Below are 23,731 nucleotides of genomic sequence, written 5' to 3' on the forward strand. Positions count from 1 at the left end.
CTTTTTATAACCTTCCCCTCACAAATCGTGCGGCGCCCCCGCGGGGGGGGGGGGGGGGGGGGGCCGGCGGCCCCCGCGCCTCCCGTCCGTGTGTCCGTGCGACCGAGGACTACACCAGCGCCGTGAAGGACGCGTCGCGCACGAGCAGCGACGTCGCGTCACCCTCGACCGCCTGGTCCGGGTCGCTCGACAGACCGAGCGACCACGTGCCACCGCCCGGCTTCTCCGGCAGCGTGAACTCGACGGTCGTGTCCGAGGCGTTCATGAGCACCGCGACGGTGTCGTCGCCCTGCTGCAGCACCAGGATCACGGCACGGTTGCCCGCGTCGGCCCAGTCGCCGTCCTCGAAGCCCTGCGCGTCGGCGCGGAGCACCTGCACGGTCGACTCGGAGTCGCCGGGTGCCGTGCGGTACCAGATCGGACGGAGCGCCGCGTGCTGCTTGCGGAACGCGATCGCCGCGGTCGTGAAGGCGAGCAGGTCCTGGTCGGCGGCCTCCCAGTCGAACCACGAGATCTCGTCGTCCTGGCAGTAGGCGTTGTTGTTGCCGCCCTGCGAGCGGGCAATCTCGTCACCGCCGAGCATCATCGGGATGCCCGCCGAGAGCATGAGCGTGCCGAGGAAGTTCCGGCGCTGGCGGTCGCGGTAGTCGTTCACCGCGCCGTCGTCGGTCGGGCCCTCGATGCCGCCGTTGAACGAGGTGTTGTTGCTCTCGCCGTCGTTGTTGTCCTCGCCGTTCGCCTCGTTGTGCTTCTCGGCGTACATCGTGAGGTCAGCCAGGGTGAAGCCGTCGTGCGCGGTGACGAAGTTCACCGAGCAGAGCGGGGAGCGGCGCGAGCCCTCGTAGACGTCCGGGCTGCCGAGGGTGCGCTGCACGGCGTCGCCGAGGGTGCCCTCGTCACCGCGCCAGAAGGAGCGGAGGTCGTCGCGGTACTTGCCGTTCCACTCCGACCAGTCGGCCGGGAAGCCGCCCACCTGGTAGCCCGCGGTGTCCCACGGCTCGGCGATCATCTTGACCTCGCGGAGCACCGGGTCCTGGTGGATGATGTCGAGGAACGCGGAGTGCTTCTCGGCCTCGCCGTCCTGACGGGTCAGGGTCGTCGCGAGGTCGAAGCGGAAGCCGTCGACGTGCATCTCCTCGACCCAGTAGCGGAGCGAGTCGGTGATGAGCCCGAGCGCGGAGGGGTGCGAGACGTTGAGGCTGTTGCCCGTGCCGGTCGTGTCGAAGTAGTTGCCCTCGTCGCCCTCGACCAGGCGGTAGTACGACGCGTTGTCGATGCCCTTGAAGGACAGCGTCGGGCCCATGTGGTTGCCCTCGGCGGTGTGGTTGTAGACGACGTCCATGATGACCTCGAGCCCCGCGGCGTGCAGGGCCTTGACCATCTCCTTGAACTCGGTGACCTGCTGGCCGGCCGTGCCGGAGGACGAGTACTCGTCGTGCGGGGCGAAGAAGCCGATGCTGTTGTAGCCCCAGTAGTTCCGGAGGCCCTTGTCGGCGAGGGTCGAGTCCTGCACGAACTGGTGCGTCGGCAGCAGCTCGACGGCGGTCACGCCCAGGTCGGTCAGGTGCTTGATCGCGGCGGGGTGTGCGAGGCCCGCGTAGGTGCCGCGGATCTCCTCGGGCACGTCCGGGTGCTGCTTCGTGAAGCCCTTGACGTGCACCTCGTAGACGACCGTGTCGGCGTACGGGGTGTGGAGCAGCTGGTCGCCGTCCCAGTCGAACGCGCGGTCGGCGACGACGGACTTCGGCATGGCGCTCGCCGAGTCGGTCTCGTCGATCTGCTCCGGGTCCTCCATGTCGTGGCCGAACAGGGCCTGGCCCCACTCGTACGAGCCGTCGACGGCCGTGGCGTACGGGTCGAGCAGGAGCTTCGCGGCGTTGTGGCGCAGGCCGTTCGCCGGGTCCCAGGCGCCGTGCACGCGGAAGCCGTAGCGGGTGCCGACGGTCACGTCCGGCACGACGTCGTGGAAGGTGTAGCCGGTGCGGTTGCGCAGCTCGGTGCGGTGCTCGGTGCCGTCCTCGTCGAAGCGGCAGAACTCGACACGCTCGGCGGTGCTGGAGAAGAGCGCGACGTTGGCGCCGCCGTCGACGAGCGTCACGCCGAGCGGGGTGCGGGAGGAAGTGGTCATAGTGCACTTCTAGCGGGCGGCGACTGTGTCCTCACGTCGCCTGCGTACCCCGTGACGGACGGGAGGCGCGGTGCCAGCTGGCACCGCGCCTCCCGTCCGTCACGTCGCGACGTCAGACCGTGGCGGTCGCCTCGTCGCGGTGCGGGAGCTTCCAGCCCGGACGCACGAAGTGGCAGGTGTACCCCGCCGGGTACTTCTCGAGGTAGTCCTGGTGCTCCTCCTCGGCCTCCCAGAAGTCGCCCGCGGGCTCGACCTCGGTGACGACCTTGCCCGGCCAGATGCCGGAGGCGTCCACGTCCGCGATGGTGTCGAGTGCGACCTGGCGCTGCTCGTCGTTGGTGAAGTAGATCGCCGAGCGGTAGCTGCGACCGACGTCGTTGCCCTGCCGGTCCTTGGTGGACGGGTCGTGGATCTGGAAGAAGAACTCGAGCAGGTCGCGGTACGAGATCTGCGACGGGTCGAAGACGATCTCGACGGCCTCGGCGTGGTCGCCGTGGTTCCGGTACGTGGCGTTCGGGATGTCCCCGCCGGAGTAGCCGACGCGCGTGCTGATGACGCCGGGTCGGCGGCGGAGGAGCTGCTGCGCTCCCCAGAAACACCCGCCGGCGAGGATGGCGGTCTCGGTCGTGGTCATGCTGGCCTCCTGGGCGTCGTCGTTGCCGCTGGCTGCGGCATCACCGGGTGCAACCGGCGACCCCGGGCGCGTGTTCCCGGGTCGTGGTCCATGGTGCGCCTCAGTCGTGGCAGCACGGACGGCCCACGTCCAGCCGAGCGGGTACCGCGGGTGCGTCAGGCCCCGGCGCCGCCGTCCACGGGGATGCTCGCACCGGTCACCATCGAGGCCCGGTCGCTGAGCAGCCAGGCGGCGACCTCGGCGACCTCCTCGGGGCGGGCCATCCTGCCGAGCGGCACCGAGGCGTCGATCTGCTCCGTGATCCCCGGGGTCGCCGCCTCCCATGCGGCGATCATGTCCGTCGCGGTGCCGCCCGGGGTGATGCCGTTGACCCGGATGCCCTCGGGAGCCCACGTCACCGCTGCGGTCTCGGTGATGCTGTTCAGGGCGCGCTTCATCGCCCCGTAGGCCGGCAGTGCCGGGTTGGCCCGGCGGCTGCCGATGCTCGAGGTGTTCACGATCGCCCCGCCGCCGGAGTGGCGCATCAGGGCGGCCTCCGCGGTCATCGCGACCCAGTGCCCGCGGAAGTTGACCGCGAACTGGGTGTCGATGTCCTCGTCGCTCGTGGTGTCCAGCGGACCGGGCTGCTGGATCGCGGCACCGTTGTTGAAGGCGCCGTCGAGTCGTCCGTGCAACTCGCCGACACGGTCGACGGCGGCTCGGATGCTCGCCGGGTCGGCGAGGTCGAGCGCGACGGCGTCGGCGGTGCCGCCGGCGTCGCGGATCCCGGAGACGACGGTCTGGAGGGACCCGGTGCTCCGCGCGGCGAGGACGACTGCGGCGCCCTCGTCGGCGAAGAGGCGGGCGGCGGCAGCACCGATGCCGCGGCTGGCGCCGGAGACGAAGACGACCTTGCCGGAGAGCAGGCCGTTCGGACGTGTGATGGTGTGATCGGTCATGCCGTCAGCGTCCGTCCCGCGTTGGCCGCGCAGCCAGGTACACCCGGTACCAGGACGGCGTCGCGCTCGCGGGGGAGGATCGGCGCATGGACAAGCACGAGCTCGCCGCGTTCCTCCGCGCCCGGCGCGAGCGGCTGCGCCCGGAGGACGTCGGGCTGCCGTCGGGGACGCGTCGGCGCACGCCCGGGCTGCGCCGCGAGGAGGTCGCGGTCCTCGCCCACATCTCCACCGAGTACTACGTCCGACTCGAGCAGGCACGAGCCCCGCGCCCCTCGGCCGAGGTGCTCGCCGGCATCGCGGGGACGCTCCGGCTCACCGACGCCGAGTCCGACCACCTCCACCTGCTCGCCGGGACCGCGCGGACCCGGACCGCGAGCATCCGGCGTGAGGTGCGGCCGAGCATCCTGGCGGTGGTCGACCGTCTGCCGCTGACCGCGGCGATCGTGCTCGCCGCCGACTTCGAGGTCCTCGCGTGGAACCCCCTCGCCGCCGCGCTCATGGAGGACTTCGCCCTGCGGGACCGTCGGGACCGCAACCTCGCCCGGCTGGCCTTCCCCTTGGGCGAGGCGGGGCGGACGCCCGAGCCGCCGTACGGCATCGCCGACGGCGCCGAGTTCCGGCACCAGGTGGTGATGCAGCTGCGGACGACGCTCGCGAAGCACCCGTCGGACCCGGAGGTCGTCGCGCTCGTCGACGAACTCCGGACGGGCAACGCGGAGTTCGAGCGGCTGTGGTCGCGGCACGACGTGCAGCCGGCCCCGGTGCTCACGAAGACCTTCCACCACCCGTCGGTCGGGCCGGTCACGGTCGACTGCGACAGCCTCGCGCTCGTCGACGGCGACCAGTTCCTCGTGCTCTACACCGCGCCGCAGGGTTCCCCCGACGCGGATGCCCTGGCGCTCCTCGGGATGCTCACCGCGCGGGCTGCCGCGAGCGACTGAACCGCCGCGGGCCCGCGTCGGTGCGCGTCGATGGACGCCGTGCGCACCCGTCGATCCCGCGCGTGCGTGTCGTCCGGACATCACCTACCATTCGAACACACGTTCGAACGGGAGGTCGGGATGATGCTGACGCACGAGGTCGCCACGGTGTGGTGGGAGCGCGGGGTACCGGACCGCATGGTGTGGCGGGACCGCCGGTGGCGGGTGAGTGACAGCCCGACACGGCTGACCGCGACGGCGGAGTTCCTGCCGTCGGCGATGACGCACGCGCCGGAGCGCACGGTCGGGTGGCGCTTCCAGGTGAGTGCCGACGAGGACGCGGTCGTCGTCGACATCGTCCCCGAGGGTGACGGTTGGGTGGTCGCGCGGACCTGGCGCTGATCGAGCGAGACCGGCGTGGCGCCTCCCGCGCATCGACGGGCGCTCGTCCTGAGGCCCTCCGATGGTCACACCATCGGAGGGCCTCAGCACGGTACCGAGCTCAGCTGTCGGTGTCGTGCAGCCCGTCGAGCGTCGCGACGTCCTCGTCGGACAGCGTGAAGTCGACGTCCGCGTTCTCCGCGATGCGGGACGGCGTGGTCGACTTCGGCAGGGGGAGGACGTCCTTGTCGAGCAGGTAGCGGATCGCGACCTGGGCCACCGACTTGTCGTACTTGTCGGCGATGTCGCGGATGGCCGTGTTCTCGAGCAGGCCGCCCGTCGCGAGCGGCGAGTAGCCCTCGGTGAGGATGTCGTGCTCGCGGTCGAACGCAGTGGTCTCGTCCTGCGTGTTGCCGATGAACCAGCGGATCTGGTTGGCGTGCGGGACGACGTCGGTGCGACCGAGCAGGTCCTGCAGGTCGGCGACGTCGAAGTTCGAGACGCCGATGCTCTTCGTGCGGCCGGCCTCGTACAGCTCCTCGAAGACCTTCCACACCTCGACGTTGCCGTCACGGTGGTCGGAGCCCACGTCGCTCCACGGCCACGGCGCGTGGATCAGGTACAGGTCGACGTGTCCGAGGTCGAGGTTGCGGGACGACTCCTCGAAGGCGCTGCGGGCGCCGTCGGCGGTCTTCACCTCGGCGGGCAGCTTCGTGGTGACGAAGACCTCGTCGCGCGGGATGCCGCTGTCGCGGATCGCCTCGCCCACGCTGGCCTCGTTGCCGTAGGCCAGCGCGGTGTCGATGTGCCGGTAGCCGGCCTGAAGGGCGGTCTTCGTGGCGTCGTACGCCTCGGAGCCGGTGGGGATCTGCCACGTCCCGAAGCCGATCTTCGGGATGTGCAGGCCGTTGGACAGGGTGAACGTGTCGGTGAGAGCGGGCATGTCGCGGACAGTACGCCGTCAGGCGACCGCGATCTCGTTCGGGACGCCCGGCAGTTCGTCGCTCGACGCTACGACCTTCCCGGTGGTGAGGTCCACGGCGTGGACCTTCCGCTCGGCCGGGTCGGTGACGTAGGCGACGTCGCCGACGACCTCGAGCGCGGGGTGGGCGTCCTGCCACTCGGTCGGACCCTCCCACGCGTCGATGACGTCGAAGGAGTCGATCGGCTCGCCCGTCTGCTCGTCGAAGGTGTGCAGTGCGCCGTCGGAGCCGAGGACCACGGCCTCGTCGCCGGGGCCCCGGGCCAGGTCGCGGAAGGTGAAGCCGACGCCCTCGGGCATGTCCGCCACGCGGTACTCGCCGGAGGCCGCGTCGATGAGTGCGACCTGGTCGAGCAGGTAGCCCTCGCTGTCCGGGTCGTCGTTGAAGTCGCCGACGGCGACGGACGAGTCCTCGGTGGTGAAGAGGTTGCCGGTGCGGCCGTACTCGGTCGGGGCGTCGATCTTCGTGAACGCGCCGTCCTGGTACACGAGGGCGCCGTCGGTGCAGCCGAAGACCGCGACCTCGCCCTGCACCGCCCCCTCGCCGTGCACGTTCGGGCACGCCTCGGAGCGGGTCAGCTCCTCGCCGTCCTCGTCGAGCGCGCGGACGCCGGTGCGCTCCTCCTCGGTGCCGATCGTGCTGAGGAGCGTGCCGTCCTCCAGCACGATCGCGACACCGTGGTGGGCTGCCTCGGACTCCGTGGTCTCGACGTCGGGCAGACGGTCGCCGTCGAGTTCGTCGTGGTCGAACACGGTCACGTCGCCGGAACCGTCGGCGAACAGGGCGGTCTTCTCGCCGTGGACGACGGCGTGGCCGCCGGTGTCGGCGGGGAACACCGCGTCGGTCAGGGCTGGCGCCGCGGCGGTGTCGAGGACCCGGAAGCCCTCGGGCACCGTGACGAGCACGTGGCGGCCGTCCCCGGCGGGGTTCACGCGGGTGAAGCCGTCGATCGCGTCGTCGGCGACGACCTGCAGGTCCTGGTCGAGGGTGAGCAGGCCGCCGTCGTAGGTGAGGACGATGCGGTCGCCTCCGGCTGATGCGGCCTTCGTGGTGCGGGTGCCCTCGGCCTCGGCAGCGGGGCCGGTCGAGCAGCCGGTCAGGACGAGGGCGGCGGCGCCGAGCAGGGCAGCGGGCGCAAGCGTGGTGCGGAGTGGTGTCATGCCGTTCACTGTACTGATTCTCATTCTCAATTAGAAATCGACAGGCCCGCGACGATCGCGTTCGTGTTGGAGCGCATCATCCCGAGGTAGGTGGAGGCGTCGCCGACCTCGGTCAGGGACTCGGTCGCGAGGGACCGGATCCGGACGTGCACGTCCACCTCGTCGGCGAGCACCTCGGCCAGCCGTGCGGGCTGCGAGAGGTCGGCGAAGATCGTCGGGACGCCCGCCTCGTCGATCGCGGCGGCCAGGTCGCGCAGGTCGGCAGCGCTCGGCGACGCGAGCGTGGTGCCGCTCGGGATCACGGCGCCGACGACGCGGAAGCCGTACCGGTCGGCCAGGTACCCGAACACGTGGTGGTTCGTGACGAGCGCCCTCCGCTCCTCGGGGATGCCCGCGAACGCCTCGGTCATCTCGCCGTCCAGCGTCGTCAGCTCGTCGAGGTACGCGTCGGTGCCGGTCGGTTCGACACCGGCGTCGCGCAGGTCGGCGTCCAGCGCCTGGACGACGTCGACCATGCGCTCGGGGTCGGTCCAGAGGTGCGGGTCGGGCCCGCTGTCGTCCTCGGTCGTCCACTCGAGCGCGTCGACGTGGTCGCCGGCGGTGAACACCGGGACGCCGTCGGAGGCAGCTGCCTCGACGTGACGGGCGACCCCCTCCTCGAGCCCGAGGCCGTTCTCGACGACCAGGTCTGCGGTCCGCAGCTGTGCGGCCTCCTTCGCGGAGACCTCGAACGAGTGCGGGTCGGCGCCCGCGGGCATGAGCACCATGACGTCGGCGGCGTCCCCGACCACCTCGGTCACGACGTCCCCGAGGATGTTCGTCGTGACCGCGACGAGGGGTCGGTCCGACCCGGCGGACGAGCAGCCCGCCGTGGTCACGACGAGTCCGGCGGCCACGGCCAGTGCGGTGGCAGCCCGGAGGCGGCGCGTCACAGCCCGACCTCGGCGAAGGCCACCGGGGCCTCGGGCAGCTCGATCGACCGGGCGACCCGGGCGCCGTCGGCGAAGTCGACCTCGTGCACCTGCTCCCCGGACGCGTCCGTGACGTAGGCGCGCTGCGCGTCGAGCTGCAGGAGCGGCTCGGCGGCGGGGTCCAGGAGCGGCTCCGTGGTGGCCACGGCCCCGGTCGACGCCGTGACGACCACGACCCGCCCCTGGTCGTCGACGCCCACCACGTGCTCGTCCTCGTCGTCGACCGCCGTCACCGCGCGCAGCGGCCGCTCGGTCTCGACCAGGCGCCAGGTGCCTTCACGGACGTCGAGCAGCCACGCGCCCCGGTCCCCGGCGAGTCCGGCGACCGTCGGGCGTCCGGAGCGTGCCGAGAACGCCGTCGGCCGGTCCGCGCCGGCCGGCAGCGCGACGACGGAGGTCCCGCCGTCGTCGCCGACGACGACCGCGCCGTCCGCGCAACCGACGACCGCCCCGGCCCGGGTCACGATGCCGCCCGCGGGGTCGGCGCACGCCTGCTCGGTGCCGGTGGGCTCGCCGTCGGCGTCGAGCAGGCGGACGACGTCACCGTCCCCGGCCACGAGCTGCTCGCCGAACGGCAGCAGGACGGTCGCGTCGACCCGGGTCGTCTCCTCGACCTCGCCCTGCCCGAGGGCCGCGCGGTCGAGGACGACCGCCTCGCCGCGCTCCGGCCAGGTGATGGTCGTCATGGTCTCCGAGGAGTGCACCTCGACCGGACCGCCGCCGTCGATCGTGTCGACGACCCGCGGCTGCGCGGCGTAGTAGTGCGTGTGGTCGCCGTGGTCGACCGTCCAGGAGCCGCCGTCGACGATCGTCGTCCGGTCGTCGGTGCTCGTCACGAGGAACCGGCCGTCGGTGGCGGCGTGCTCGGGGGCGTCGACCCTGTCCAGGTCGGTGGTCTCCCCGGTGAGCAGGTCGTGGACCGCGGTCGCGCCGGTGGCGGACACGGCCAGGAGGCGCACCTGCGGCTCCTGTGCCTCGCTCGCGCCCGCGACGTAGCCGTGGGGCTTCGCGGTGCCGGTCGGTCCGTCGGCCGCCGGCCCGGTGGACCCGCCCGTCGAGCAGGCGGTGGCGGTGATCGCCAGGGCGGCGGCGATCGCGGTGGTGGCCAGGCGCGCGGGTGTGCGTCGCTTCGTGGGCTGGTTCATGCTGCCTCTCGTGGTGCTGGTGCTGGTGTGCGTGTGGTCGGTCGCGGGCCGGACACCCGCGGGCGGAGGGCCGCGAGGGCGCGGGAGACGGCGACCGAGCCGACGGCGACGGCCGCGATGCTCGCTCCGGCGGCGGTGCCGAGGTGCCAGGACACGAGCAGGCCGACCGCGACCGCGACGGTGCCGATGCCCGCGGCGAGGAGCATCGTCGAGCCGACGTGCTTCGTCCACGCGCGGGCAGCCGCGGCCGGGGCGAGCAGGAGCCCGACGACGAGCAGCGTGCCGACCGCCCGGTAGGACGCGACGACGGCGAGCGTCACGAGGCCGATGAGTACGACCTCGGCCAGTCGGGGGCGGAGCCCGAGGGTCGTGGCCTTCCGGACGTCGAACGCCGCCGCGGTGAAGGGCCGGTGGAACACGGCGGCGAGCACGAGCGCGACGACGACGGCGATCGCGAGTCCGCCGAGGTCCGCGCCGGTCACGGCGAGCACGTCCCCGAACAGGATCGCCGTCACGTCGGTGGCGAAGGACCGCGACGACGACACGATGATGACCCCGAGCGCGAGCATGCCGACGAAGAGCAGCCCGATCGAGGTGTCGTACGACAGCCGTGCCCGGCGGCGGAGCGCCCCGACGCCGAGCACCATCACACCCGCGCTCACCGCGGCGCCGAGGACCGCCGGGATGCCGGTCAGGGTGGCGACCGCGACGCCGGGGAGCATGCCGTGCGCCAGTGCCTCGCCGAGGAACGCCATGCCACGGACGAGCTCCCACGTGCCGACGACCGCGCAGAGGACCGCCGCGAGGGTGCCGCCCGCGAGCGCGCGCAGCATGAAGTCGACGGAGAACGGATCGGTCAGCCAAGTCACGCTGCGAGACGCTACATGAAAACGACTATCGATACTGATAGCGTGCTCAGGTGCTCACCACCGCGGTCCCCCCTGCTCTCGAGGTCGCGCACCTCGTCGTCCGACGCGGCGACCGGACGGTGCTCGACGGCCTCGACGCGACGTTCCCCGCGGGGGTCGTCACGGCGCTCACCGGGCCCAACGGGTCCGGCAAGTCGACGCTGCTCGACGCGCTCGCCGGGGTGGTGACGCCGGTCGGCGGAGCCGTGTCGGGCCTCCCGTCCGGCGGTGTGGCGTACGTGACCCAGGCCGTCCCGCCGACCGCGCTCCCGCTGACCGTGCGGTCGACCGTCGCGATGGGGCGGTGGCGGGCACGGCCCTGGTGGCGACCGCTCGGACGGGCGGACCACGCGGTGGTCGACGTCCAGCTGGAGCGGATGGGCATCACCGACCTCGCCGACCGGCCGCTCGACGAGCTGTCCGGCGGGCAGCGGCAGCGCACGCTCGTCGCCCTCGGTCTGGCGCAGCGCGCGCCGGTCCTGCTCGTCGACGAGCCGACCGCGGGGGTGGACGCCGGGTCGGCGGCACTCGTGACGGCGGCGCTCGCCGACGAGGCGTCCGCCGGGGTCGTCGTCGTGCACGCCGCCCACGATCCCGTGGCCATCACGGCGGCCGACCGGGTCGTGACACTCGACTGACCCGGCTGCTCCGGGCTGACCCTTGCTGCTCCGGGTTGCTCCGGCGTCAGCCGTCGGTGTCGAGCGCGGCCCGCGCCGCGGCGACCACCCGGGGGTCGGTCACCGTGTACGTCGAACCGTCGTCCCCGCTGCCCATCGGCACACCGCCGTGCTCCGGCGCGCCGACCGGGCGCTTCGCGGAGAGGTGCACCGCGGCGACACCGGTCGCGACCAGGGCCCGGACGTCCTCGGGCCGCACGCCCGCACCGGCCATGACCTGCACCGGACCGGCTGCCTCGACCATCCGGGCGATCGTCGCCGCCCCCGCCGGGGCACTGGCGGCTCCGCCCGACGTCAGCACCCGGGTCAGCCCGAGGTCCGCCACCCGAGCGGCGGTCGCGACCGGGTCGGCGGCGTGGTCGACCGCCCGGTGCAGCGTGACCTCGGCGTGCGCGGAGACCGAGCGGGCGGCCTCCACGAACCGGCGGAGGGCGTCCTCGTCGAGGGTCCGGTCCGGGCGCAGGGCGCCGACCACCACCCCGGCCGCTCCCGAGCGCAGGACCGTGCGGACCTCCCGCTCCATGAGCGCGAGCTCGTCGTCGTCGTACGTGAAGCCCCCGGGGCGGCAGCGCACCAGGGCGTGCGCCGGGATCCCGGTCTCGTGCGTGGCCTCGACCAGGGCCTGCGAGGGCGTCAGTCCGCCCAGCTCCAGGCCGACACAGAGCTCGACCCGGTCGGCGCCCCCGTCACGGGCGACCAGGGCCCCGGTGGGCGAGGTCACGGCGATCTCGAGGGCGACGGACATCAGGCGGCTCCGAGGGGTTCGTTCGACGGTGGCACGATCCGCGCGGACAGGTCCGGCGGCGTCGCGAACTCCCGATCGTAGGGGAACACCGGTCGCTCGATCCGGTGGTGCCCGAGGCGCAGCAGGTCCTGGTCGACGCCGCCGGGGGTGAGCGCCAGCATCCAGTCTGCCGCCATGTCGAACAGCTCCGGCTCGAGGTACCCGATCTTCACCACGACGACGTCGGCGTCCCGCGGGGCGAGGTCGAGGTCGGTGAAGTCGTGCTCGTGGTGGTACGGCTTGCGGAGCGTCGTCAGGATCGCGAAGACGCTGCCGACCTGCAGCACGACCTCGGTCTCGGCGTCCCGGTCGCCGTGCCGCACCGCGTGCACCCGACCGGTCATCGTGATCGGCCCCGCGTGCACGTCGTCGACCTCGGCGCCCGCGGTCACCGTGACGGTCGCCCCGACGCCGGCGGCCACGGCCTCGGCGACGGCGGCCGGACCGGGGACGCTCGCGTAGATCAGCGTGGGGCCGTCCGGCGCGGCGAACGCCGGGTGCGCGAGCACCTGCGTCAACCCCCACGTCATGTCGCCGGAACCACCGGCGGTCGGGTTGTCGCCGGAGTCCGAGACGAAGAACGGGCGCGCGCCGCCGGGTGCGAGCGCGGCGGCGAGGCACTCGTCGAAGGAGCCCGTCGGTGCCACGAACGCGAAGTCCTCGCGGGCGTCCCAGAACGCCCGGGCCAGGCGCTCGGCACCGGCGGCCACGACGTCGCGGTCCCAACCGGTGACGACGGTGACGGCACGGTCGCGGGGCTGGTCCGCCCAGGCGTACCCGACCCAGATCGCGGCGTCGAGCACGCCGTCCTCCTGCTCGACCTCCGGCACCTGCGCGTAGATCGACGCCGCGGGTTCGATGCGTGTCGACGTCTGCTCGCCGGGCAGCAGCACCGGGATCGGGATCCACGCCTTCACCGGGCGTTGTCGACCGACCGGCCTGGTGGCGAGCACGTCGACCAGGTTCCGGACCGCGCGCTCCTTCGTCTCGAGGGCGTCCTCGTGCGGCGCCATCCGGTAGCAGGTGACGAGGTCCACCTGGTGCGCGAGCTCCCGCGTGACGTTGCCGTGCAGGTCCATCGACGCCGACACGATGACGTCCGGCCCGACGACCGCGCGGATGCGGCCGAGCAGGTCGGTCTCGGCGTCGTCGAGCCCCTCGACCACCATCGCGCCGTGGATGTCGTACCAGAGGCCGTCGACCGGCCCGATCTCCGCCAGGCGCGCGACGATCTCGTCGGCGAGTTCCTCGTAGGCCGGGCGCGCGACGACCCCGCCGGGGAGTGCGTGGCCGATCAGCGCCCCGCGGAAGTCGGCGGAGTTCGCGTACGACGCCAGGAACGGGTACCGCGCCACGACCTCGTCGCCGCGGTCCGGGTGGAAGGCGGGCGCGAGGGTACGGGTCGGCGTGAACGTCGACGTCTCGATCGCGAGTCCGGCGATCGCGATCACCGGGCGACGGCGGACGGGGGTCTCAGACACGGGTGCTCCTGTTCCTGGTGGCGGACTGCGGGATGGGGGTGGACAGCGCCTCGAGCGAGGCCGCGAGCCCGCGCTGCAGGGCGAACTGCCCCGCTCCGACGAGTCCGGCGTCAGCACCGAGCGACACCGGCTCGATCGCGAGGTGCTGGGTCATGAGCGGGTGACAGCTCTCGTACAGCTGGCTCCGCACAGCGGCGATGAACGGGTCGAGGGTCGAGAGGATGCCGCCGAGGTACACGGCGTCCGGGTTGAAGAAGTTGACGTTGGCCGCCAGGACCTCGCCCAGGTGGCGGCCGGCCATCCGCACCGCGCGGGTCGTCTCGGGGTGCGCGTCCGAGGCGAGTCGGACGACGTCCGCGGTCGAGGTCACGTCGACCCCTGCCGACGACAGGACCCGGACCAGGGCGGCACCGGACGCGACGGTCTCCAGGCACCCGGTGTTCCCGCACGAGCACGGGGTGTCGCCGGCGGCGTCGATCCGGACGTGCGTGATGTCCCCCGCGGACCCGGTCGAGCCGCGGTAGAGGCGGCCGTCGATCACGATGCCCGCCCCGATGGCGGACCCGGCCTTGATGGTGATGGTCTGTCGGCGGGACGGGTCCCGTACGGTCTGCTCGCCCGCGGCCATGCAGTTCGCGTCGTTGTCCACGACGGCGGCCAGCCCGAAGCGCTCGGAGAGCCAGTCGACCACCGGGAACCCGTTCCAGCCGGGCATCCGGCTCGGCAGGTCGACGACACCGGCCTCGACGTCCACCGGGCCGGGGAGGCTCACGCCGACGCCGCGGAGGCCGTCGCGGCCACGGTCGTCCGCGAGCTGCTCGAGCAGACCGGCCAGGCGGCCGAGCCCGGCGGTCGGGCCGTCGGCGAGCGCGAAGGGGACCGTCGCGACGGACTCGAGCGCGCCTCCCGGCAGCACCACCCCGATGCGCACGTGCTCGCCGCCGACGTCCGCGGCGACGGCGTACTCGTCGGCACCGCCGATGCGGAGCACCTTGCGCGGGCGGCCGCCCGTGGAGACGTCGGTGCCCTCCTCCGCGAGGAGCCCGTGCCGCAGCAGCTGACCGACGACGTGCGACACCGTCGAGGGCGCGGCGGCGAGGAGCTCGGCGATCTCGGTGCGACTCGACGCCTGCCCGGTGGCCACGAGCTCGAGGACGCGAGCGTTGAGGTCCGGCACGACTTTCTCCAATCCCGACGGGAAGCGGCAGCCGGCCCCCGTCCACCGCGACGATACGGGCGCTGCGTGCGCAGAACGCTTTCGTGCAAACGGCAGAAACACACTATTTACACAGAGATGTTTGTTTTTCCAACGCACCTGGTCCTTGACTGTCCCCGTGCCGCCGGCACCCGTGCTCCATCCTCCCGACGTTCCACACACAAGGAGACACCGCATGACCAAGCCCCGTCGCTGGGCGCTCCTCACCGGAGCCGCGATCGCCGTGAGCGCCCTGCTCGCCGGATGCTCCGGCGGCGGCAACGCCTCCACCGGTGCCGGATCCGACGAGATCAACTACGCGCTCCCCGCCAACTTCACGCCGAACTGGATCCTGCCGATCGGCACCGCAGCGCACCTCAACACCAACAACGGCTCGATCGCGCAGTCGTTGTACGAACCCCTCGTCGCCTACGACGGCTCCACGGGCAAGATCGCCTGGAACAAGGCGGGCTCGGTGGCGACCGCGGCGGACTTCGCGAAGGACGGCACGAGTGTCACGATGACGCTCGGTGACCGGCACTGGTCCGACGGCAAGCCGATCACGAGCCGCGACGTCGCGTTCTGGTTCAACCTGATCAAGGCGAACAAGGACCAGTGGGGCTCGTACTCCGCGGGCAAGGCGCCGGACAACTGGACCTCGTTCAAGACGGTCGACGACACCCACTTCACGATCACCTTCGACAAGGCGTACAACCCGGACTGGATGCTCGCGAACCAGCTGAGCCACATCATCCCGCTGCCGCAGCACGCCTGGGACAAGACGAGCGCGAGCGCCGAGGTGAGCGACGCCGACGAGAGCACCGACGGCGCGAAGCAGGTCTGGAAGTACCTCAACACCGCCGCGGGCAAGATCGCCGACTACGCGAGCGACGACCTGTGGAAGACCATCTCCGGCCCGTACGGCGTCGAGTCGTTCACCACCGCCGGCAAGGTCACGCTGACGGCGAACACGAAGTACGACGGTGGTGAGAAGGCGCAGATCGGGACCGTCAACCTGCTGCCGTTCACGACCGCGGACGCCGAGGTCAACGCGGTGCGATCGGGCGAGGTGGACTACGGCTACATCAACGCCACCGACATGGACCAGAAGGACTCGTTCACGGGCAAGGGCTACGAGGTCGAGCCGTGGACCGGTTGGGCGATCACGTACATGCCGTACAACTTCAACAACCCGACGATGGGCGCGGTCTTTAAGCAGCTGTACGCCCGCCAGGCCGTGCAGATGTCGATCGACCAGACCGCGCTGTCGAAGGTCGTCTTCAACGGCACCGCGACCTCGACCTACGGTCCCGTCCCGCAGGCGCAGGAGTCCGACTTCGTGTCCGAGGCGCAGAAGGGCAACCCGTACCCGTTCAGCACCGCGAAGGCGAAGGAACTGCTCACCAGCCACGGCTGGACGAAGCAGGGCGACACCATGGTCTGCACGGACCCGGGCACCTCGGCCGATCAGTGCGGCGACGGGGTGGCGAAGGGCACGGAGTTCACCATGCAGGTGCTCTCGCAGTCCGGCTCCACGGTCACGGACAACATGATGAGCGCGATCCAGTCGTCGCTCGCGAAGACCGGCATCGGCTTCACGATCAAGACCGCGCCCGTCTCGAGCGTGCTGTCGCAGACGCCGACCTGCACGAGCGACGAGGCGTCCTGCGACTGGGACCTCTCCTTCTTCGGCACCGCCGGCAGCTGGTACTTCCCGGCCTACCCGACCGGGGAGTCGCTCTTCCAGACCGGTGGTTCGGCGAACTTCGGCTCCTACTCGAACAAGGAGGTCGACTCCCTGATCGACGCGACCACGACCTCGACCGACCCGACCAAGGTGCAGGACTACAGCGCCGCGGTCGCGAAGGACCTGCCCGTCATCTGGCTGCCGAGCCCGGACTACCAGATCTCGGTCGTCAAGCAGGGCCTGACCGGGTTCGACCAGGACTCGCTCGCCAACTTCCACCCGGCCCAGTGGAAGTGGTCGAAGTAGCAAGGTGACCCACCCGGGAGGCGCGGTGCGCGTCCGACGCGCACCGCGCCTCCCGGGATCCCCAGCAAGCATCCGAACGACGGAAGCCGCATGACCACAGCTCTGTACCTCCTCCGACGCGTCCTGCAGGCGCTCGCGGTGATCCTGATCGTCACGATCGTCGTCTTCTGCCTGCTGCACGCCCTGCCGGGCGGTCCCGCCCGCGGCGTGCTCGGCGTCTCCGCGACGCCCGCGCAGATCGCCGCGTTCAACCAGGCGCAGGGGCTCGACCAACCGCTGCCCGTGCAGTACGTCCGGTTCCTCGGGCGGCTGCTCTCCGGGGACATCGGCACCTCGTACACGCTCAACGAGCCCGTCGGGCAGCTCATCGTCGAGCGCCTGCCGAAGACGCTCGTGCTCACCGGGTTGTCCGCCGTGCTCGGACTCCTCGTCGCGATCCCGGTCGGCATGCTGCAGGCCGCTCGCCGCAACGGTGCGGTCGACTACGCGGCGACCGCACTGGCGTTCGTCTTCTACTCGACGCCGGCGTTCTTCCTGGGGCTCGTCCTCATCGTCGTGTTCAGCCAGCAGCTGCCCTGGCTGCCGTCCCAGGCGCCGAGCGGCACCACCCTGTCCGAGGTGTTCCAGGACCCGGCGGGCCTCGTCCTGCCCGTCCTGACCGGCGCCCTCGCGATGATCGCCGTGTTCAGCCGGTACATGCGCGCGGCGACGCTCGAGAACCTGCAGGAGGACTACGTGCGCACCGCGCGGGCCGGGGGAGCGTCGACCGCGGCGATCCTCCGGCGGCACGTGTTCCGGAACTCGCTCACCCCGGTGGTGGCGATGCTCGGCTACTACCTGCCGGTGCTCTTCGGCGGTGCGCTCGTCACCGAGCAACTCTTCAACTACCCGGGCATGGGCCTGCTGTTCTGGAACGCGGCTCAGTCCTCGGACTACCCGACGTTGCTCGGCTGCGTGCTCGTCATCTCCATCGCGACCGTCGTGGGCACCCTGCTCGCCGACGTCGCGCAGTCCCTCATCGACCCGCGAGTGAAGGCGAGCCGCGCATGACCGCCGTCCAGATCGCGCCGGAGGCCCCCGGCACCCCCGCGACCGTCGCCGCGACGGGCTGGCGTCTCGCCGTCCGCCGCTTCCGGCACAACACCCTGGCGGTCATCGGCCTCGTCGTGATCGTCGTCATCGTGCTCTTCTGCTTCGTCGGCCCGTTCCTGTACCCGACCGACCAGACCCACACGCTCCTCGAGCAGGCGAACCAGGGGCCGAGCGCCGCGCACCCGCTCGGCACCGACGCCGTCGGGCACGACGTCCTCGGTCGGCTCATGTACGGCGGCAAGGTGTCGCTGATGGTCGGCATCGCGGCCGGTGTCCTGGCGACCGTCGTCGGCACCCTGTGGGGCTCGGTCGCCGGGTACCTCGGTGGCTGGGTCGACGCCGTGATGATGCGTGTCGTCGACGCGGGCATCGCCATCCCCGCCCTGTTCATCCTGCTCGTCATCTCGGCGATCACCACACCCGGGGTCGCCGGGCTCATCGTGATCCTCGGGCTCGTGTCCTGGCTCGTGCCCTCGCGGCTGATCCGTGCCGAGACGCTGACGCTGAAGAACCGCGACTACGTCCTGACCCTCCGCGCGATCGGCGGGTCACACGCCCGCGCGATCGGGAAGCACCTGCTGCCGAACTCGGTCTCGACGATCGTGGTCGCCGCGACGTTCCAGGTCGCCGATGCCATCCTGCTCGTCGCCTACGTGTCGTACCTCGGCCTCGGCGTGCAGGCGCCCGCGACCGACTGGGGCGGCATGCTCTCGGCGGGACTCACCGCCGCGTACTCGGGCCGTTGGTGGTTGATCGTGCCACCGGGGCTCGCCGTCATCCTCGTCGTCTGCGCGTTCAACGCCGTGGGTGACGGGCTCCGAGATGCCTTCGACGTGAGGGGCCGCTAGATGTCCGTCCTGACCACCACCGACCTCGGGGTCGTGTTCGCCACGGAGACCGGCACCGTCGACGCGGTCCGCGGCGTCTCCCTGCACGTCGACCCGGGAGAGACCCTCGCCCTCGTCGGTGAGTCCGGGTCGGGCAAGTCGACCGTGGCGCTCGCCGCCATGGGGCTGCTCTCCGGCAACGCGACGGCGCGCGGGAGCGCGGTCGTCGACGGCCACGAGGTCGTCGGCGCGACGGAGTCGTCGCTCCGCGGGCTCCGCGGCAACACCGTGTCGATGGTGTTCCAGGAACCGGCGACCGCGCTCGACCCGCTCACGCGGATCGGCACGCAGATCGCCGAGGTCATCCGGAACCACCGGTCGGTCTCCGCTGCCGAGGCCGCAGCCGCAGCCGTCGACCTGCTCGACCGCGTCGGCATCCCCTCGCCCGAGACCCGCGCGAAGGCCTTCCCGTTCCAGCTCTCCGGCGGACAGCGCCAGCGCGTCGTCATCGCGATGGCGATCGCCAACGAGCCGGCGCTCCTCATCGCCGACGAGCCGACGACCGCGCTCGACGTCACCGTGCAGGCCGAGATCCTCGAGCTGCTGCGCCGACTGGCGGCCGACTCGGGGACCGGTGTCCTGCTCGTCACGCACAACATGGGTGTCGTCGCGGACTTCGCCGACCGCGTCGCCGTGATGCTGCAGGGTGAGGTCGTCGAGACCGGGGGTGTGGAGGACGTCCTGCTCCGCCCCCGGCACGACTACACGAAGCGCCTCCTCGCGGCGGTCCCACGGCTCCGGGTCGCGGATGCGCCGCTCCCTCCGGTCACCACGCGGTCGACGGCCGTCGGCGCGGGGACGGAGGACCGGGCACCGGTGGTCGACCTGCGGGACGTCTCCGTCGTCTTCGGCCGCGGCGCGCGGGCCGTCCCCGCCCTGCGCGGCATCGACGTCGCGGTGCACGCCGGCGAGACGGTCGGGCTCGTGGGCGAGTCCGGATCGGGCAAGTCCACCGCCGCCCGGGTCGCGCTCGGCCTGGTCCGGCCCACCGGTGGGAGCGTGCGGCTGTTCGACGAGGACCTCCGGCGCGTCCGCGGGGGTTCGCGGCGACGACTGCGGGCGGGCATCGGTGTGGTCCTGCAGGACCCGGTGGCGTCGCTCGATGCCCGGATGTCGGTCGGCGAGTGCATCGCCGAACCCTTGGCCGTGCACCGACGCGGAACGTCGGCCGCTGAGCGCCGTCGTCGCGTGGACGAGGTGCTCGACGCCGTCCGCTTGCCGCGCGCCCTTGCCGGTCGGGCGCCCCGCGAGCTCTCCGGCGGGCAGCGCCAGCGGGTCTCGCTCGCCCGGGCACTCGTGCTCGAACCCCGGCTGCTGGTCGCCGACGAGCCGACGAGCGCCCTCGACGTCAGTGTGCAGGAGGCCGTGCTCGAGGTCCTCACCGACCTCCAGCGCGACCTCGGCTTCGCCTGCCTGTTCGTCTCCCACGACCTGGCCGTGGTGCAGCACTTCGCGCAGCGCGTCGTCGTGATGCGGCAGGGCGTGATCGTCGAGCAGGGGACGACGGGGGAGACGCTCGTGCACCCGGAGACCGACTACACCAAGCGGCTCCTCGCGGCGGTCCCGGTGCCGGACCCGGTCGTGCAGCGGCGTCGGCGGACGGAACGGCTGGCGACCCTGTCGGCGGTGGTCGCGTGAGCGCGGTGATCGCCGGGATCGACGTCGGGGGCACGAACACCAAGGTCGTCCTCACCGACGCAGACCTCGTCGTCGTCGGCCGCGTCGACCTCCCGACGCCCGCGCACGAGGGCGGCGCGGCGATCGTCGGTTCGGCCCTCGACGCCGTGGCAGGACTGCTCGACCGGCACGACGCCGAGCTCATCGGTGTCGGCGTCGGGGCTGCCGGTGTCGTCGACGCAGCGAGCGGGACGGTCCTGGTCACCGCGAACTCGTTCACCGGCTGGGCTGGCTACCGGGTCACCGAAGCGATCACCGCGGCCGTGGGGGTGCCCGCCACGCTCGACAACGACGTGAACGCGTTCCTGCTCGGCGAGGTCGCCACCGGTGCGGTCGAGGGGGAGACCGACGTGCTGGGCATGACCCTGGGCACCGGTGTCGGCGGCGCCCTCGTGCTCGGCGGCGCGCTCTTCGCGGGGCCTCGTGGTGCCGCCGGGGAGATCGGCCACGTCCCCGGTTTCGGCGACGCACCGTGCACCTGCGGGCAGTCCGGGCACCTGGAGACGGTCGCCGGCGCACGCGGCATCGCCGACCGGTACGCCGAGCGCTCCGGTCATCGGTCATCGGCGCGCGAGGTGGCCGACGCTGCCCGCGCCGGGGACGCCGACGCGGTCGAGGTGTTCCGGACCGCGGGATGGGGCGTCGCCCGTGCTGCGTTGCTCGCAGCGGGGATCCTCGACGTGACCACGGTGGTCGTCGGAGGGGGCATCGCGCGCTCTTGGGACCTCCTGGGACCGGCGGTGTCAACGGCGATCGCGGCGGAGCCGCCGGTCAGCGGCGCCACGGTCCGGTTCGCGCACTCGTCCCTCGGTGCGGACGCGGTCGCGCTCGGCGCCGCCGCCCGGGTCCGCGTGCGCCTGCTCGAGGGGGCTCCCGCCCGGTGACGACGGGCGTCGGGCCCCGGTGTCGGTGGAAGTGCGGACTGGTACGACCCTCGGACGAGGGTCAGGATGGCCACCTGGTTGCACCCTGCAACGTCGCAGGGTCCTGATCGAGGAGTCCACATGAAGCACACCCTCGCAGCGGCGCTCGCCGCCGTCGCCGTCGTCGCCGGCGGCGTGTTCGCCGCCACCCCCGCCTCCGCGCTGCCCGCGCACATCGAGGTCGTCGGCGGCGAGCAGGCCCCCACCACGAGCTGGGCGGTCCAGCTCGAGGCCTCCGGCGGGACGATCCCGTCCGGCTACGTGAGCAACTGCACGGGGGAGCAGATCAACGCCTCGTGGATCCTCACCGCGCGGCACTGCATCGACGGCATCGGTGCGATGAACGTCTACCACTCGAACTCCACCACGAACCGCGGGTCCGCCGTCGCCGTGGACCGGGTCAGTGCCGCACCGGCCGGGGACATCGCGCTCGTGCACCTGCGCAGCGCGTACGCACTCTCCACCTACGCTCCCCTCGACCTGACGGCGGCGGCGAAGTCGAGCGGGACCGGCGTCATCCAGGGCTACGGTCTGCGGGCGAACGCGCAGCAGTCGGACGGGCTGTACCAGGCGACAGTGTCCCTGACCGGCTCGACGCGGGACGCCTACAGCGGTCGCGCCCAGCACGTCACGGGTGTCACCGGCGCCTCGAACCACGGGGACTCGGGCGGCCCGCTCCTCGTCAACGGCAAGGTGGTCGCCGTCTGCTCCACCGGCGACAGCGCCGACCCGGGTGCGAACACCCAGGCGGGGTCCAACTACGCGCTGCTGTCGCAGTCGTCCTCGTGGATCCGCTCCACGGCGGGCGTCTGACCAGCGCGACCCACGGACGGACGGGAGGCGCGGTGCCAGCCAGCACCGCGCCTCCCGTCCGTCAACGGTCGCTTCAGGCGCCGTGCGCCTCCTCGGCGACCGGCTGCCACTCGCGCCACGTCGCGAGACGCGACTCGTAGTCCTGCTCGGCGATGCCGAGCGGCGCCTTGCCGAAGAAGACCCGCAGCGGCGGCTGCTCGGCGTCGACGACCTTGAGGATCGCCGACCGCGTGGCCTCGGGCTTGCCCGGGTCCGACGCGGACGGGCGCTTCGAGGCGGCCTCGCGGACGTCCGCGTAGGCGTCGAGCTCCTCGCTGTGCTTCGAGGACGGACCCGACCAGTCGGTCGAGAACCCGCCCGGCTCGACGAGCGTGACGGAGATGCCGAAGCCCGCGACCTCCTGCGACAGCGACTGCGACAGGCCCTCGAGCGCCCACTTCGACGCGTGGTAGGCGCCGACCGTGGGGAACGCGCTGATGCCGCCGATGCTCGAGACCTGTACGATGTGCCCCGAGCCCTGCTCACGCATGATCGGCAGTGCCGCCTGCGTGACCCAGAGGGCGCCGAAGAAGTTCGTCTCGAGCTGCGCGCGGACCTCGTCCTCGGTCAGCTCCTCGACCATGCCGAAGTGGCCGAACCCCGCGTTGTTCACGACGACGTCGAGCCGACCGAAGTGCTCGGCGGCCTGCTGCACCGCGGCGGTGTCGGCGGCCTTGTCGGTGACGTCGAGCCGGATCGCCAGGAAGGTGTCCGGGTACTGCTCGACGAGTGCCTGCACGTCGTCGGTGTTCCGCGCGGTGCCGGCGACGGAGTCCCCGCGCTCCAGGGCGGCTTCCGCCCACTCGCGGCCGAAGCCCTTCGACGCTCCGGTGATGAACCAGGTCTTGGCCATTCGCTGCCTCCAGTTGCTGTTCGGGTGACGGCGAGCAGGCAACCCCCGTCGCCCTGGCGCCACCTGGGCGTCCGGGTGACAGCCGGACGACTGGACCGACGCGGAGGCACGTGCGCGCACCATGGCCCCATGAGCCAGTACGAGAAGCGCGATCCGAACAGCCTCTACCCGAAGCCCCCGTTCCCGGAGCAGGAGCAGTCGCTGCCGGGTGCCGCCTGGAAGATGGACCCGGAGCCCGACCACGGCGAGCAGAGCTACGTCGGCAAGGAGCGCCTGACCGGGTACCGCGGCATCGTCACCGGCGCGGACTCCGGCATCGGCCGTGCCGCCGCCATCGCGCTCTCCCGCGAGGGCGCCGACCTCGTCCTCTCCTACCTGCCCGACGAGCAGGAGGACGCCGAGCAGGTCCGTGACCTCCTCGAGTCCGAGGGGCGCAAGGCCGTCCTCGTCCCCGGGGACATCTCGGACGAGCAGTACTGCAAGGACCTCGTCCAGAAGGCCGTCGACGAGCTCGGCGGACTCGACACCCTCGTCATGGTCGCCGGTCGCATGGACAGCAACGACGACATCCTGTCGCTGACCACCGAGCACTTCGACTCGACGTTCAAGACGAACATCTACTCGCTGTTCTGGCTGACCCAGGCCGCGGTCCCGCACCTCGAGCCCGGCTCGACGATCGTCACCACCGGCTCGATCCAGGCCGCGACGCCGTCGCCGGACAAGATCGACTACGCGATCTCGAAGAGCGCCGTGAAGACCTTCACCGAAGCCGTCGCGCAGCAGCTCGCACCGAAGGGCATCCGCGTGAACTCGGTCGCGCCGGGTCCGGTGTGGACGCCGCTGCAGCCCGGCTCGGACGACGCGGAGACCGTCGCGCACTTCGGCGAGCAGTCGCCGTTCGGACGCCCGGGCCAGCCCGCCGAGCTCGGTGCCGCCTACGTGCACCTGGTGAGCCCGGAGTCGAGCTACCAGTCCGGTTCGACCGTCACGATCGCCGGTGGGACGCCCGCGTTCTAGACAGGACCAGCAACGGACGGGAGGCGCGGTGCCAGCTGGCACCGCGCCACCCCGCAGCAGGGCGGCGCCAGATAGGAAGAGCGGCGTGGAGGGTAAGAGTGTTTGCAGGATTGTGTTGATGTCGGGGGGGGC

The 23,731-nt window shown here is 72.0% G+C and carries 22 protein-coding genes; 10 read left to right on the forward strand and 12 right to left on the reverse strand.

The features are described from left to right. Positions 1-109 precede the first annotated feature (109 nt). The 3 genes from glgX to AB0N84_RS15875 all read right to left on the reverse strand — a co-directional run bounded on the left by glgX (position 110) and on the right by AB0N84_RS15875 (position 3,700). The gene (glgX, locus tag AB0N84_RS15865) at positions 110-2,128 is read right to left on the reverse strand and encodes a glycogen debranching protein GlgX (protein ID WP_289459294.1); all 2,019 of its coding nucleotides are present in this window, start codon (positions 2,126-2,128) and stop codon (positions 110-112) included. Between the two features lie 112 nt (positions 2,129-2,240). Beyond that, the gene (gene msrA, locus AB0N84_RS15870; RefSeq protein WP_363548065.1) at positions 2,241-2,762 is read right to left on the reverse strand and encodes a peptide-methionine (S)-S-oxide reductase MsrA; all 522 of its coding nucleotides are present in this window, start codon (positions 2,760-2,762) and stop codon (positions 2,241-2,243) included. A gap of 155 nt (positions 2,763-2,917) precedes the next feature. Further along, positions 2,918-3,700: an SDR family oxidoreductase gene (locus AB0N84_RS15875; protein ID WP_363548068.1), complete on the reverse strand. Its 783-nt coding sequence runs from the start codon at positions 3,698-3,700 to the stop codon at positions 2,918-2,920. A gap of 86 nt (positions 3,701-3,786) precedes the next feature. Between AB0N84_RS15875 and AB0N84_RS15880 the strand changes: the two genes are divergently transcribed. Together AB0N84_RS15880 and AB0N84_RS15885 are read left to right on the forward strand one after the other, a co-directional pair. Next, on the forward strand, positions 3,787-4,641 hold the full coding sequence (locus AB0N84_RS15880; protein WP_363548071.1) for a helix-turn-helix transcriptional regulator: 855 nt from the start codon (positions 3,787-3,789) through the stop codon (positions 4,639-4,641). 120 nt (positions 4,642-4,761) lie between these two features. After that, on the forward strand, positions 4,762-5,022 hold the full coding sequence (locus AB0N84_RS15885; RefSeq protein WP_069711858.1) for a hypothetical protein: 261 nt from the start codon (positions 4,762-4,764) through the stop codon (positions 5,020-5,022). A gap of 100 nt (positions 5,023-5,122) precedes the next feature. On the opposite strand, the gene AB0N84_RS15890 is transcribed toward AB0N84_RS15885, so the two are convergent. The 5 genes from AB0N84_RS15890 to aztB are packed head-to-tail and all read right to left on the reverse strand — an operon-like array spanning position 5,123 to position 10,129. Then, positions 5,123-5,944 carry an aldo/keto reductase gene (locus AB0N84_RS15890; protein ID WP_363548074.1) on the reverse strand — a complete coding sequence of 274 codons (822 nt, stop codon included), beginning with the start codon at positions 5,942-5,944 and terminating at the stop codon, positions 5,123-5,125. Between the two features lie 18 nt (positions 5,945-5,962). Then, a complete protein-coding gene (locus AB0N84_RS15895; protein WP_363548076.1) occupies positions 5,963-7,144 on the reverse strand; it encodes a hypothetical protein in 1,182 nt (393 codons plus the stop codon). 26 nt (positions 7,145-7,170) lie between these two features. Continuing rightward, positions 7,171-8,076 (reverse strand): metal ABC transporter substrate-binding protein, encoded by a 906-nt coding sequence (locus tag AB0N84_RS15900; RefSeq protein ID WP_363548079.1) that lies wholly within the window; start codon positions 8,074-8,076, stop codon positions 7,171-7,173. Beyond that, a complete protein-coding gene (locus tag AB0N84_RS15905) occupies positions 8,073-9,260 on the reverse strand; it encodes an ABC transporter (RefSeq protein ID WP_363548082.1) in 1,188 nt (395 codons plus the stop codon). Before AB0N84_RS15905 ends, AB0N84_RS15900 begins: the two co-directional genes overlap by 4 nt. Next, entirely contained in the window at positions 9,257-10,129 is an 873-nt protein-coding gene (aztB, locus tag AB0N84_RS15910; RefSeq protein ID WP_363548085.1) for a zinc ABC transporter permease AztB, read from the reverse strand. Before aztB ends, AB0N84_RS15905 begins: the two co-directional genes overlap by 4 nt. A 50-nt stretch (positions 10,130-10,179) precedes the next feature. Between aztB and AB0N84_RS15915 the strand changes: the two genes are divergently transcribed. Beyond that, positions 10,180-10,806, forward strand: coding sequence for a metal ABC transporter ATP-binding protein (locus AB0N84_RS15915; protein ID WP_289459303.1), 627 nt, complete (start codon positions 10,180-10,182; stop codon positions 10,804-10,806). A gap of 46 nt (positions 10,807-10,852) precedes the next feature. Here the strand turns inward: AB0N84_RS15915 and AB0N84_RS15920 are convergent, their stop codons facing one another. Genes AB0N84_RS15920 through AB0N84_RS15930 form a run of 3 tightly spaced genes read right to left on the reverse strand, consistent with a single transcriptional unit; the run spans position 10,853 to position 14,287 of the window. Further along, a complete protein-coding gene (locus AB0N84_RS15920; protein ID WP_363548088.1) occupies positions 10,853-11,590 on the reverse strand; it encodes a copper homeostasis protein CutC in 738 nt (245 codons plus the stop codon). Further along, positions 11,590-13,110, reverse strand: coding sequence for a M81 family metallopeptidase (locus AB0N84_RS15925; protein ID WP_363548091.1), 1,521 nt, complete (start codon positions 13,108-13,110; stop codon positions 11,590-11,592). Before AB0N84_RS15925 ends, AB0N84_RS15920 begins: the two co-directional genes overlap by 1 nt. Beyond that, a complete protein-coding gene (locus AB0N84_RS15930; protein ID WP_363548094.1) occupies positions 13,103-14,287 on the reverse strand; it encodes an ROK family protein in 1,185 nt (394 codons plus the stop codon). The genes AB0N84_RS15925 and AB0N84_RS15930 overlap by 8 nt, the downstream gene beginning before the upstream one ends. A gap of 214 nt (positions 14,288-14,501) precedes the next feature. Between AB0N84_RS15930 and AB0N84_RS15935 the strand changes: the two genes are divergently transcribed. From AB0N84_RS15935 to AB0N84_RS15960, 6 genes are all read left to right on the forward strand, one after another. After that, a complete protein-coding gene (locus AB0N84_RS15935) occupies positions 14,502-16,298 on the forward strand; it encodes a peptide ABC transporter substrate-binding protein (RefSeq protein ID WP_363548097.1) in 1,797 nt (598 codons plus the stop codon). 90 nt (positions 16,299-16,388) lie between these two features. Beyond that, entirely contained in the window at positions 16,389-17,348 is a 960-nt protein-coding gene (locus AB0N84_RS15940) for an ABC transporter permease (RefSeq protein WP_363548100.1), read from the forward strand. Then, a complete protein-coding gene (locus AB0N84_RS15945; RefSeq protein ID WP_363548103.1) occupies positions 17,345-18,238 on the forward strand; it encodes an ABC transporter permease in 894 nt (297 codons plus the stop codon). The genes AB0N84_RS15940 and AB0N84_RS15945 overlap by 4 nt, the downstream gene beginning before the upstream one ends. Next, positions 18,239-19,915: an ABC transporter ATP-binding protein gene (locus AB0N84_RS15950; RefSeq protein WP_363548106.1), complete on the forward strand. Its 1,677-nt coding sequence runs from the start codon at positions 18,239-18,241 to the stop codon at positions 19,913-19,915. It abuts the gene before it with no gap. Further along, complete coding sequence (locus tag AB0N84_RS15955; protein WP_363548109.1) at positions 19,912-20,838, forward strand: ROK family protein; 927 nt, start codon at positions 19,912-19,914, stop codon at positions 20,836-20,838. Before AB0N84_RS15950 ends, AB0N84_RS15955 begins: the two co-directional genes overlap by 4 nt. Before the next feature lie 120 nt (positions 20,839-20,958). Beyond that, a complete protein-coding gene (locus AB0N84_RS15960; RefSeq protein ID WP_069711865.1) occupies positions 20,959-21,690 on the forward strand; it encodes a S1 family peptidase in 732 nt (243 codons plus the stop codon). A 73-nt stretch (positions 21,691-21,763) separates the two neighbouring features. On the opposite strand, the gene AB0N84_RS15965 is transcribed toward AB0N84_RS15960, so the two are convergent. Then, on the reverse strand, positions 21,764-22,582 hold the full coding sequence (locus AB0N84_RS15965; protein ID WP_069711866.1) for an SDR family oxidoreductase: 819 nt from the start codon (positions 22,580-22,582) through the stop codon (positions 21,764-21,766). 129 nt (positions 22,583-22,711) lie between these two features. On the opposite strand from AB0N84_RS15965, the gene AB0N84_RS15970 reads away from it, so the two are divergent. Then, entirely contained in the window at positions 22,712-23,599 is an 888-nt protein-coding gene (locus AB0N84_RS15970) for an SDR family oxidoreductase (protein WP_363548113.1), read from the forward strand. The last annotated feature ends 132 nt before the right edge of the window (positions 23,600-23,731 follow it).

Origin of the sequence: Curtobacterium sp. NPDC089185, assembly GCF_040685235.1 — a bacterium.
Lineage (GTDB): Bacteria > Actinomycetota > Actinomycetes > Actinomycetales > Microbacteriaceae > Curtobacterium > Curtobacterium citri.

Bases quoted from the DNA above. Each gene is read 5' to 3' on its own strand.
- glgX (WP_289459294.1), bottom strand. From the start codon at position 2,128: ATGACCACTTCCTCCCGCACCCCGCTCGGCGTGACGCTCGTCGACGGC.
- msrA (WP_363548065.1), bottom strand. From the start codon at position 2,762: ATGACCACGACCGAGACCGCCATCCTCGCCGGCGGGTGTTTCTGGGGA.
- AB0N84_RS15875 (WP_363548068.1), bottom strand. From the start codon at position 3,700: ATGACCGATCACACCATCACACGTCCGAACGGCCTGCTCTCCGGCAAG.
- AB0N84_RS15880 (WP_363548071.1), top strand. From the start codon at position 3,787: ATGGACAAGCACGAGCTCGCCGCGTTCCTCCGCGCCCGGCGCGAGCGG.
- AB0N84_RS15885 (WP_069711858.1), top strand. From the start codon at position 4,762: ATGATGCTGACGCACGAGGTCGCCACGGTGTGGTGGGAGCGCGGGGTA.
- AB0N84_RS15890 (WP_363548074.1), bottom strand. From the start codon at position 5,944: ATGCCCGCTCTCACCGACACGTTCACCCTGTCCAACGGCCTGCACATC.
- AB0N84_RS15895 (WP_363548076.1), bottom strand. From the start codon at position 7,144: ATGACACCACTCCGCACCACGCTTGCGCCCGCTGCCCTGCTCGGCGCC.
- AB0N84_RS15905 (WP_363548082.1), bottom strand. From the start codon at position 9,260: ATGAACCAGCCCACGAAGCGACGCACACCCGCGCGCCTGGCCACCACC.
- AB0N84_RS15920 (WP_363548088.1), bottom strand. From the start codon at position 11,590: ATGTCCGTCGCCCTCGAGATCGCCGTGACCTCGCCCACCGGGGCCCTG.
- AB0N84_RS15935 (WP_363548097.1), top strand. From the start codon at position 14,502: ATGACCAAGCCCCGTCGCTGGGCGCTCCTCACCGGAGCCGCGATCGCC.
- AB0N84_RS15940 (WP_363548100.1), top strand. From the start codon at position 16,389: ATGACCACAGCTCTGTACCTCCTCCGACGCGTCCTGCAGGCGCTCGCG.
- AB0N84_RS15945 (WP_363548103.1), top strand. From the start codon at position 17,345: ATGACCGCCGTCCAGATCGCGCCGGAGGCCCCCGGCACCCCCGCGACC.
- AB0N84_RS15950 (WP_363548106.1), top strand. From the start codon at position 18,239: ATGTCCGTCCTGACCACCACCGACCTCGGGGTCGTGTTCGCCACGGAG.
- AB0N84_RS15960 (WP_069711865.1), top strand. From the start codon at position 20,959: ATGAAGCACACCCTCGCAGCGGCGCTCGCCGCCGTCGCCGTCGTCGCC.
- AB0N84_RS15965 (WP_069711866.1), bottom strand. From the start codon at position 22,582: ATGGCCAAGACCTGGTTCATCACCGGAGCGTCGAAGGGCTTCGGCCGC.
- AB0N84_RS15970 (WP_363548113.1), top strand. From the start codon at position 22,712: ATGAGCCAGTACGAGAAGCGCGATCCGAACAGCCTCTACCCGAAGCCC.